A 10515-nucleotide genomic window follows, 5' to 3' on the forward strand; every position below is an offset into this window, starting at 1 on the left:
CAGGCCACCGCCCGGCCGCCGGCCGCAGGCCACCCCCGCCGCGCCGCCGCGGCGGCGCCGGCGTCCCCGAACCGAGCCGGAGGCTACTTCGCGTTGGCGTAGCACTCCACCGTCGCCGTCGTGAACGGGAACAGCACCGGGGTGTCGCCGAAGGCCAGGCGGGCCGCCTCGCGGGAGGCGGTCGCCACCGCCGTGGTGACCGCCTCCGCCTCGTTCTCCGGGCAGTGCACCACCACCTCGTCGTGCTGGAAGAAGACCAACTCGGCCGCCATCCCCCGCAGTTCCGCGCGGAGCGCGGCCAGCATCAGCAGCGCCCACTCGGACGCCGAGCCCTGCACCACGAAGTTCCGCGTGAAGCGGCCCCTGGCCCGGGCCGTCGCGCCGACGCCCGGCGTGTCCTCGTCGGCCGCCGGGCTGGTGCGGCCCAGCCAGGTGCGGACCGCCTCCCCGCGCTCGCCGGCCAGCGCCGCCTCGTCGACGTGCGCCACCGCCGCCGGGAACCGCCGCCGCAGGTCGGCGAGATGGCGCAGACCGTCGCCCGAGGTCTGCCCGTAGATCGCGCCCAGCAGGGCCAGCTTCGCCGCCGACCGGTCCCACCCCACGCCCTGCCCCGCCGCGAGCCGGGTGTACAGGTCGTCGGCGCTGGACGCGACGGCCATCAGCCCCCGGTCGCGGGAGATCGCCGCCAGCACCCGGGGCTCCAACTGGTCGGCGTCGGCCACCACAAGACGCCACCCGGGGTCGGCCACCACCGCCCGGCGCACCACCTTCGGGATCTGGAGCGCGCCGCCGCCGTGCGTCGTCCAGCGGCCCGACATCGTGCCGCCGACCACGTACTCGGTGCGGAACCTGCCGTCCCGCACCCAGGTGCGCAGCCAGGACCAGCCGTGCGCCGTCCAGATCCGGTAGAGCCGCTTGTACTCCAACAGCGGCGCCACCGCCGGGTGGTCGACGCCGCGCAGCTCCCAGGCCCGGGTGCTGCCGATCCGCACGCCGGCGCGCGCGAACGCCCGGATCACGTCGGCCGGCAGGTCGGGCCGCACCCGGACGTCCCCGCCGAACGCCCGGGAGACCTCCTCGGCCAACTCGGCCAGCCGCCGGGGCTCGGCCCCGCCCGGATAGCGCTCGCCGAGCAGTTCGTCCAGCAGCCGCCGGTGCACGTCAGCCCGCCACGGCAGCCCGGCCGCCCGCATCTCGACGGCGACCAGCGTGCCCGCCGACTCGGCGGCCAGCAACAGCCGCATCCGCTCCGGGTGTTGGGCCAGCCCGGTGCGTTCGAGCTGCGCCGCGTACACCGCCAGCAGCGCGCTCATCGGGTCCTCGCCGCCCGGCAGCGGAACGGGCGCCGCCTCGAAGAGCGAGGGCTGCTCGTCGGGCGCCCCCGGCGGCGGGTCCGCCGGCTCGGGCAGCCGCCGCAGCCTGGCCAGCGCCGCCGCCAGCGAACGCGGCCTGCCCCAGGCGCCCTCGTGCCCCAACAGCAGCGCCTCGGCGGCCTCCACGTCGTAACACCGCTCCACGCGCAGCCCGGCCGCCAGCACCTCCGGATAGACCGAGGCCGTGGAACGCCACACCCAGCGCGTCACCCACGGCCGCGCCGCGACCGCCGTCGCCGCGTCCGGCTCGGCCCGCGCCGCCCCGGCCGGGCGGCCCGAGGCGTCCAACGGGCAGACCCGCACCGAGCCGTCCGGGTACTCCGCCAACGCGCAGCGCACCACCCGGGCCCCGCTCACCCGGTCGTCGTTCAGCCGGTCGCTCGGCCGGTCGTCGTTCACGCGGCCGATTGTGGCAGCGAGCACTGACAACGGCCGGTGACCCGCCCGCGGGCCCGCCCGTCAGGCCGGGCGCTGGTCCGGCGTCTCGCCGCCCGCGATCACCAGCTCCGCCAGGTGCTCGGCGATCTCCTCCCGGTCCGAGTCCGGCAGCCCGGAGTCCGTGACCCAGGTGTCGACCTCGTCCAGGGAGGCGAACGAACTCAGCCCCGTCGTCCCCCACTTGGTGTGGTCGGCGACCACCACCACCCGCCGCGCGGAGCGGATGAAGTGCCGGTTGGTCTCGGCCTCCGCCAGGTTGGGCGTGGAGAGCCCGGCCTCCACGGAGATCCCGTGCACGCCCAGGAAGAGCACGTCGAAGTGGAGCGAGGCGATCGCCGCGTCCGCCACCGGCCCGACCAGGGAGTCCGACGGGGTGCGCACGCCGCCGGTCAGCACCACGCGCGCGGGGTCGGCGCCGTCGTGGCTGTTGCCCGACTCGCCCGCCTGCCGGGCGTGGTGGAACACGTCGGCCACCCGCACCGAGTTGGTGACCACCGTCAACTCCGGGACCTCCAGCAGCTCGTGCGCCACCGCGAAGGTCGTCGTGCCGCCGGAGAGCGCCACCGCGCTGCCCGGGCTGGCCAGGCTCGCCGCCGCCCGCGCGATCGCGCTCTTGGCCGACAGCTCCAGCGCGGACTTCGCCTCGAATCCCGGCTCGTGTGTGCGGCGTTCCGGAACGGGAACCGCTCCTCCGTGCACCTTCTCCAACGCGCCCTGCCGGGCCAGCACATCAAGGTCACGGCGCACCGTCATGTCCGAGACCTGAAGCATTCGCGTCAGCTCGCTCACCCGGATGCCGCCCCTGCGCCGCACCTCGTCCAGGATGAGCGCCCGCCGCTGGCCAGCCAGCAGGTTCTGGTTGTCGCTCACAGGACCTCCCACGTCCTCGGTGCGCCTCATCCTGCCATGGTGACATCAACCCTCCGGAGGCGGTTCACCACGCCCGAGCGGGAGAGAGTTCCTGACAGGCAGGCGCGCACGGAGCGTGCCGGACAGGGGACCCGATGACGCGGAACGAGACGCCGGGGGCGACGACGGGCGAGAACGCGGCCGGACCGCCGGGGCGCGCGACGGCCCCGGGCCCGGGGCACGGACAGCGCGCGCCCGCCATGGAGTTACTGGTGCACGGCGTCGGCGGCGCGACGCCCCAGGAGATGCTGGAGGACGCCCGCACCACCCGCATCACCGGCGACGCCACCGCCAGCGTGCACCGCAGGACCGACGACCTGGCGGACCGGCCCTGGGACGACGCCCGGCCGGTGCGCGAGGCGTACTCCTGGTCCAACCTCACCTCGGGGAACGGCGCCCGCGCGCTGTGGCTGCTCCTGCTCCCGTTCATGATCGTCAACGTCGCGCACTGGATGCGCCCTTCGGGCCGCACCGGAGCCCGCGCCAACCGCCGCTACGACCTCCTGGTGCGGCTGACCGCGCTCTCCCTCACGGTGCTGCTGACCGCCGGCGCCTGCGCCGTCTCCCTCGACCTCGTCGCCTGGCAGTGCGGCGGCGTGGAGTCCTGCGCGCGCGGCGCCTCGTGGATCGAGCCGTGGGCGACCCACCCCTGGTGGGGCCAGCCGGGCCGGCGGCTGCTGCTGGGCAGCCTGCTGCCCGTCGCGCTGCTGTGCCTGCTGTGGTGGCTCTCGCACCGCACCTGGAGCGCCTACGAGTCGGCCTCCCCGCCGGTGCGGCCCCGCACCGACGGCGAGGACGCCGCGCTGAGCCTGCCCGGCTTCTGGTACGGCCGGGTGCTCGTCGCCCGGCTCCGCGCCGGGCACACCGCCGCCGGTCTCCTCACGGTCGCCAGCGCGCTGCTCTTCGCCACCGGCGCCCACGACCGGGGCCCGGACGGCGACCCGACGGTGGCGTCCACCGGGCTGCTGCTGACCGCGTTCACCCTCGCCGGCTGGCTGGTGCTGCTCGTCGGGCAGATCCGCCACGGCCGCAGCGAGGACGAGCCGGACGAGCGGGCCGAGCCGCCGGCCACCCGCGCCCTGCCGTGGGGCGCGATGGCGCTGCTGGTGCTGGTGCTCGCGCACACCGCGTGGCACCGTCCCGGCTGGACCAGCGCCGGCCGACTCCCCGCCGGCAGCGAGGTGTTCCCGGCGCTGGTCGTCGCCCAGGGCGTGCTGGTGGTCGCGCTGGCCTGGGCCGCGTTCCGGCTGCACCGCCAGGCGCGGGACGGGGAACGGGGCGCGCTCGCCGGGCTCGGCGGGGCCGCCGTGGCGCTGCTGGCCTGCGCGCTGGGCGGGGTGTTCACCGGGGGAGTGACCCAGCGGATAGCGGACTGGCTCGACCCCTCGACGGTGCCGGGCGACCCGGACGCGCGGATCGCGGGCCCGCCGGTGATGCTCAGCTGGGAGGCGGCGGCCATCCCGCCGCTGCTGCTGGTGCTGCTCGTGCTGGCGCTGGTCGGCGTGGGCCGGGTGCTGCGCCGGCGCCGGGAGCTGGCGCCGACCGTCAGGGCGCGGTACCCGGAGGAGTCCTGCGCGCCGGACGCCGACCGCAGCCGCCGGATCGCCTCGGCCGTCGCGCGCGCCGAACTCACCGAGTCCGCCCCCTCGTTGGTCGGCTGGATCGCCGGCGTCAGCCTGCTGCTGGGGCTGGGAACGGTCGCCGGCACGCTCACCCGCGAGACGCCCTCGCAGGCGGCCGACGGCGGGCCGGTACCGCTCCAGGTCGTCGCGGACGCCTGCCAGGCGTTGGGCTCCTGGCTGATGGGGCTCGGCGTGATACTGCTGCTGGCGCTCGGCCGCCGCGCCTACCGGGACGCCGGCGCCCGCCGCACCATCGGCATCCTGTGGGACGTCGGCACGTTCTGGCCCAGGGCGGCGCACCCGTTCGCCCCGCCCTGCTACGCGGAGCGCGCGGTGCCCGACCTGTCCTGGCGGATGGGCACCTGGATCGACGCCACCGGCGGGCGGCTGGTGATCTCGGGCCACTCCCAGGGCAGCGTGCTGGCGGCGGCGGCCGTCTGGCAGTTGGACACGGCGACCCGCAGCCGGATCGCGCTGCTGACCCACGGCTCGCCACTGGAGCGACTCTACGGGCGGTGGTTCCCCGCGTACTTCGGCCCGGGCGCGCTGCGCGCGCTCCACCGCGACCTGCCGTGCTGGCGGAACCTGTGGCGCCGCACCGACCCCATCGGCGGCCCGGTGCGGGTCGCGGAAGGCGACCAACCGCCGGTGGACCGGCCGGCGTTGGCCGACCCGCTGCACTACGGCCGCAACCTGCGCTCACCGCTGCCCGAGCCGATCCTCGGCCACGGCGACTACGCGGCCGACCCGGCCTTCACGGAGGAACGGGCGGCCCTGATGCGCCGCCTGGCGCCGGAGCCGGGCAAGCGGCTGCCGCCGCAGGGCGCGCACGCGCTGCCCGCGCGGGCGGTGGAGTCGACGCCGGGGACGGAGGCCGGCGGCTGATCACCACGAGGCGAGGTCGGCCTGGTTCCGGCGGGCGGTGAGGGTGTCGGGGTGGTCGGGCCGGCCGCCGTCGGGCCGCCACGGTGCCCGGTCGGGAACGGGGTTCAGGGCAGCGGCGGCAGGTCCTGGGGGTGGAGGAGCGTCAGCTCCTCCGTGCTGGGGTCGGGGAGCCGCGCGACGCGGCCCGCGTGGCGTTCGACCATGGACTCGAACGTCTGCCGCGCGGTGCGGCCGTTGCCGAAGTTCGCGCCCCGGTCCATCGCCGTGAAGTGCTTCAGCAGCGCGTCCTCGGTGCCCTCGGCGAGGTCGTACTCGTGCTCGCCCGCCTGCTGGCGGACGATGTCGAGGAGTTCCTCGGGAGCGTAGTCGCCGAAGGCGATCGTGCGGGAGAAACGGGAGGCGACGCCCGGGTTGGTGGCCAGGAAGCGGGCCATCTCCTCGGTGTAGCCGGCGACGATCACCACCACCGACTCGCGGTGGTCCTCCATCAGCTTCACCAGCGTGTCGATGGCCTCCCGGCCGAAGTCCCGGCCGCCGTCCTCGGGGGAGAGCGCGTACGCCTCGTCGATGAACAGCACGCCGCCCCTGGCCCGTTCGAAGACCTCCTGGGTGCGGATCGCGGTGGAGCCGATGTGTTCGCCGACCAGGTCGACGCGGGAGACCTCCACCAGGTGGCCGCGCTCCAGCACGCCCAGCGAGGCGAGGATCTCCCCGTAGAGGCGGGCCACCGTCGTCTTGCCGGTGCCGGGGGAGCCGGTGAAGACCAGGTGGCGGCGGACCGAGGCGGCCTTGAGGCCGGCGGCCCGCCGGCGGCGGCCCACCTCGATCATGTCGATCAGCGCCCGCACCTCCCGCTTGACGGACTCCAGGCCGACCAGGGCGTCCAGCTCCGCCAACACCGCCTCGGACGGCCGGTGTTGGGCCGGCTCATCCGCCACCGGCGGCGCGGGCGGCTCCGGCGCGGCCGGGGGCGGCTCCGAGAGAACGGGCGCCGCCGTCGTCGTCTCGGTGGCGCGGGCCGGCGGCGGCTGGGCGCCGGGCGCCACGGCCTCGTCGCTGTGGCAGTCGACCACCTCGGGACCCTCCTCGGTGAAGACGAAGCCGCCGCGCGCGCAGCGCTCCGTGCGGCAGCGGACCAACTCGCTGCGGCAGCCGTCGATCACGTGGAAGCCGTAGCCGCCGGAGTCGCTGACCCGGCAGCGGCTGAACCGGCCCCGGCCGCCGGCCGACACATAGACCCCGGCCTCGGACGGGGAGAGCACGTCGGTCTCGGAGACCGTCGGGTCGGCGCCCTTGGTGACGATCAGCCCGGTCCTGCCGCCTTCGATGACGCAGCCGGTGACCGAGCCGCCGCTGCCCGCGTCCCTGAACCAGGCGCCGGTGCCGGCGTCGGAGATCCGGCAGGTGTCCAGCCGCGCCGTGGCGCCGTCGCTCACCGAGACCGCCGAGCCGCGCACCTCGGTGAGGGTGCTGTCCACCACGTCGGCGCGCGAGCCGGCGTCGAGCACGAACAGCGCGTCGGGCACCTCGCGCACCACGCAGGACTCCAGCACCACGGTGGCCGCGTCGCTCACCCACACCGCCGGGTAGTCGCCGGTGGACTCGGCTATCTCGCAGTCGTGCACGTCCGCGTGGGTGCCCGGGTCCCACGCCGAGACGCCGTTGCGCCCGAACCGGGTGACCCTGGTGCGCATCAGCGTCAGCACCGAACGGGAGCGCAGGTCGAGGGCGTTCTCCGGGATGTCCGTCAACCGGCTGTCGGCCAGGGTGAGTACGGCGTCGGTCTCCAGGGTCACCCCGTCGCCCGTGGTGCCCGTGACCTGGCACTCCGTCAGATGGGCCGTGGCCCGCTCGGCCAGCCGCACCCCGACGCCCCTGATCTGGTCGAAGACGCAGCCGAGCGCGTCCACGGCGCTGCCGTCGCCGGTGACCGTGAGGCCGGCGCCCGAGGCGCGTTCCACCCGGCAGCGCTCAAGGCGCGGGTGGGCGGGGCCGGTCACCGCGATCCCGGCGCGGCCCGCCTCGGTGATCCGGCAGTCCTCGAAGAGCCCGCCGCCCTGGTCGCTGACGTTGATCCCGACGCCGGTCGCGTTGGCGATCGCGCAGTCCCGCACGGTCGGCCGGGCGCCGGACCGCACCTCGACGCCGGCGGCCGACGCGGTCCGCACCCGCAGCCCCGTCAGCTCCGGGGTGCCGCTCTCCAACAGCACGGCGGGCGCGGTGGTGTCCTGGCCCTCGATCAGCAACTCCCGCACCGTGGCGGAGCCCCGCACCGTCAGCGGAACGCCCTCGACGGGGGCGATCCGCGCCGGGCCGTCCCGCTCGTCGTGCGGGCCGCGTATCGTCACGGCCTGCTCGACCACCAGATTCTCCCGGTAGGTGCCGGGCCCCAGCAGCAGCACGTCTCCGTCGGCGGCGGCCGCCAGGGCCTCGGCCACCGTGCCGTAGACGGCCGTCCGCCGCCGCCAGCGTGCAGTTCCGGTGTGCGTCACCTGGACCGAGCCTCTAGCCATGGACTGATGTGCCCCAACCTCGTGCCAAACCTGCGCCAACCTGTGTCGAACCCGCGCCGACCTGTGCGAAGTGCCACCCCGGTGCGAGGTCGAACCACACCTCACCACGCGCCTCCGGCCGCTCCACCGTAGCGCGCCGCGCACCGGCCGGACGCGGGCCGCGTTCCACCGCGCGCGCTCACGGCAGGGGTTCGGAACGAACGCGGGCCGCGCGCGTGGGCGCGCGTGCCCCGGCGCGTGATCACCGCGCCCGGGCGCCCCCACCCTAGTGCCTGGTAGGCGGCCCGCCCGCCACCGGTCCCGCCGTCGGTCACCGCCGCCAGCCGAGGCCCGGCTGATCCCGGTGGGCTACCCAGTAATTCCCCTTGGAAATCCGGGAGTTGGCGCCACTTTTGAGTGATTGCGGAGGCTCGGGAAAAGCCCTTAGTTTCTTGGCCGGCCCTGATCCCAGGGCCTTATCCCAGGGTCTCTTGACTGGCCGCCGGACATCCGCAGATGGGGCACTTTCCGTATGACCACTTCCGTTGAGGGTTCGCTCGAACCGACGCCCGAGAATTCGGCCGAAGCCGGCGGCGCCGCGACGCCCCGGCTCAGCCTGGACACGGCGGCGGCCCGCCAGTTGGCGACCACCACCAAGACGCCACCGCAGATGCAGGCGATCAGCTCGCGCTGGCTGCTGAAGGTGCTGCCCTGGGTGCAGGTCTCCGGCGGCACCTTCCGGGTCAACCGCCGGCTGAGCCACACCGTGGGCAACGGGCGCGTCGAGTTCTACTCCACCGGCGCGGAGATCTCCGTCATCCCCGCCGAGCTGACGGAACTCCCGGGGCTGGCCGGCTTCGACGACCAGCCGACGCTCCAGGCGCTCGCCGAGGCGTGCGCGCAGCGGGACTTCGTGCCCGGCGAGGTGCTGGTGCGCGCCGGCGATCCCGCCGACCGCGTGGTGCTGATCGCGCACGGCAAGCTCAGCCGGCGCGGGCGCGGCGCCTACGACAACGAGACCGAGTTCGACGTGCTGGCTGACGGCGACTTCTTCGCCGCCGAGGCCCTCACCGAGGCCGAGCCCGGCACGTTCGAGCACGGCCTCACCGCGCTGACCAGCGGCACCGTGCTGACCCTCGCGCGGGCCGACGTGGAGCGGATCGCCGCGGGCTCCGAGGCGCTCGCCGCCCATCTGGCCGCCGCCCGCACCCGCATCCCCGGGCAGCGCAACGCCAACGGCGAGTCCGAGATCGCGCTGGCCTCGGGCCACGTCGGCGAGCCGGCGCTGCCCGGCACCTTCGTGGACTACGAACTGACGCCGCGCGAGTACGAGTTGAGCGTCGCCCAGACCGTGCTGCGGGTCCACTCCCGGGTGGCCGACCTCTACAACGAGCCGATGAACCAGGTCGAGGAGCAACTCCGCCTGACCATCGAGGCGTTGCGCGAGCGGCAGGAGCACGAGCTGGTCAACAACCGGGAGTTCGGCCTCCTCCACAACGCCGACCCACGGCAGCGGCTGCACACCCGCACCGGGCCGCCCACCCCCGACGACCTCGACGACCTGCTGGCCACCGTCTGGAAGGAGCCCAGCGTCCTGCTGGCCCACCCGCGCGCCATCGCCGCGTTCGGCCGGGAGTGCAACGCCAGGGGCGTCTACCCGACGCCGGCCGAGTTCGCCGGCCACTCGGTGCCGGCCTGGCGCGGGGTGCCGCTGCTGCCCTGCGACAAGATCCCGATCAGCCCGACCGGCACCAGCTCGGTGCTGGCGCTGCGCACCGGCGCCGAACGCCAGGGCGTGGTGGGGCTGCACCGCACCGGAATTCCCGACGAGTACCAGCCCAGCCTCTCCGTTCGATTCATGGGCATCAGCGAACAGGCGATCATTTCCTATCTGGTGAGCGCCTACTACTCCGTGGCCGTGCTCGTGCCCGACGCGCTGGGCGTTCTCCAGGACGTCGAGATCGGCCATTGAGTCCCGCGCGGGGAACGGGAACCCCCGTGCGAGGAACGGGAGTTCGCATTCCGGGGGCGGTGAGGGAAAAACGTTTCCCGCGCCCGGGTTCCCGCCCCCGTTCCCGCGCCCCCGTTCCCGTTCCGGGGCCCCGTTCCCCGGCCAGACCGCCGCCGCCGCGCCCCCCCCCCCGCGCCGCCGCGGGGCCCCCCCCCAAGGGCCCCCCCGCGGACGCCCCCACCTCCGATGTCGTGGCCCCCGAAGCCGCCGCCCGCACCGCGCTCGGCACCGAGGCCGCCGCCCGGCTCGCCAGCACCCTCAAGACCCCGCCGCAGAGCCAGGGCACCACGCCCCGCTGGCTGCTGCGCGCCCTGCCGTGGGCCGAGGTCCCCGGCGGCACCTTCCGCGTCAACCGCCGGCTGACCCACACCCTCGGCGACGGCCGCGTCGAGTTCCACGCCACCGGCCCCGACCTCCGCGTCATCCCCGCCGAGCTGCGCGAACTCCCGCCGCTGGCCGGCCTGGACGACGCGCCGACGCTCGAAGCCCTGGCCGACCTCTGCCGGCCGCGCGAACACCGCGCGGGCGAGACCCTCGCCGAGGCGGGCGCACCCGTCACCGAGGTGCTGCTGATCGCCCACGGCAAGGTCCGCCGCTCGGTGCCCGGCGCCTACGACGGCCCGGTCGAGCTGGCCACCCTCGCCGGGGGCGCGTTCGCCGGCGCCCAGGCGCTCGTCGGCGACCCCGGCCGTTGGCCGCACACCCTGCGCGCCGCGACGCGCACCACCGTGCTGGCGCTGCCGCTCGCCGCCGTCGCCGAACTGGCCGAGCGCACCCCGGCGCTC

The 10515-nt window shown here is 75.5% G+C and carries 6 protein-coding genes; 3 read left to right on the plus strand and 3 right to left on the minus strand.

Features of this window, described 5'->3' with window-relative positions:
• Positions 1–83: 83 nt before the first annotated feature.
• Positions 84–1712 carry a bifunctional 3'-5' exonuclease/DNA polymerase gene (locus tag EBN88_RS25145; RefSeq protein ID WP_122399352.1) on the minus strand — a complete coding sequence of 543 codons (1629 nt, stop codon included), beginning with the start codon at positions 1710–1712 and terminating at the stop codon, positions 84–86.
• A 120-nt stretch (positions 1713–1832) separates the two neighbouring features.
• Positions 1833–2681, minus strand: a complete 849-nt coding sequence (locus EBN88_RS25150; RefSeq protein WP_122399349.1) for a DeoR/GlpR family DNA-binding transcription regulator — start codon at positions 2679–2681, stop codon at positions 1833–1835.
• A 134-nt stretch (positions 2682–2815) separates the two neighbouring features.
• On the opposite strand from EBN88_RS25150, the gene EBN88_RS25155 reads away from it, so the two are divergent.
• Positions 2816–5227: a hypothetical protein gene (locus tag EBN88_RS25155; protein WP_407703460.1), complete on the plus strand. Its 2412-nt coding sequence runs from the start codon at positions 2816–2818 to the stop codon at positions 5225–5227.
• Between the two features lie 104 nt (positions 5228–5331).
• Here EBN88_RS25155 and EBN88_RS25160 read toward each other — a convergent pair whose 3' ends face one another.
• Positions 5332–7740: a right-handed parallel beta-helix repeat-containing protein gene (locus EBN88_RS25160; protein ID WP_122399350.1), complete on the minus strand. Its 2409-nt coding sequence runs from the start codon at positions 7738–7740 to the stop codon at positions 5332–5334.
• A 511-nt stretch (positions 7741–8251) separates the two neighbouring features.
• Here EBN88_RS25160 and EBN88_RS25165 point away from each other — a divergent pair.
• Both EBN88_RS25165 and EBN88_RS25170 read left to right on the plus strand, forming a co-directional pair.
• The gene (locus EBN88_RS25165; RefSeq protein WP_122399351.1) at positions 8252–9691 is read left to right on the plus strand and encodes a family 2B encapsulin nanocompartment shell protein; all 1440 of its coding nucleotides are present in this window, start codon (positions 8252–8254) and stop codon (positions 9689–9691) included.
• A 230-nt stretch (positions 9692–9921) separates the two neighbouring features.
• On the plus strand, positions 9922–10515 hold a 594-nt coding region (locus tag EBN88_RS25170), incomplete at its 3' end, for a cyclic nucleotide-binding domain-containing protein (RefSeq protein ID WP_147472834.1).

It is taken from the genome of Streptomyces triticirhizae (assembly GCF_003696235.1).
In the GTDB taxonomy this organism is placed as follows: Bacteria; Actinomycetota; Actinomycetes; order Streptomycetales; family Streptomycetaceae; genus Streptomyces; species Streptomyces triticirhizae.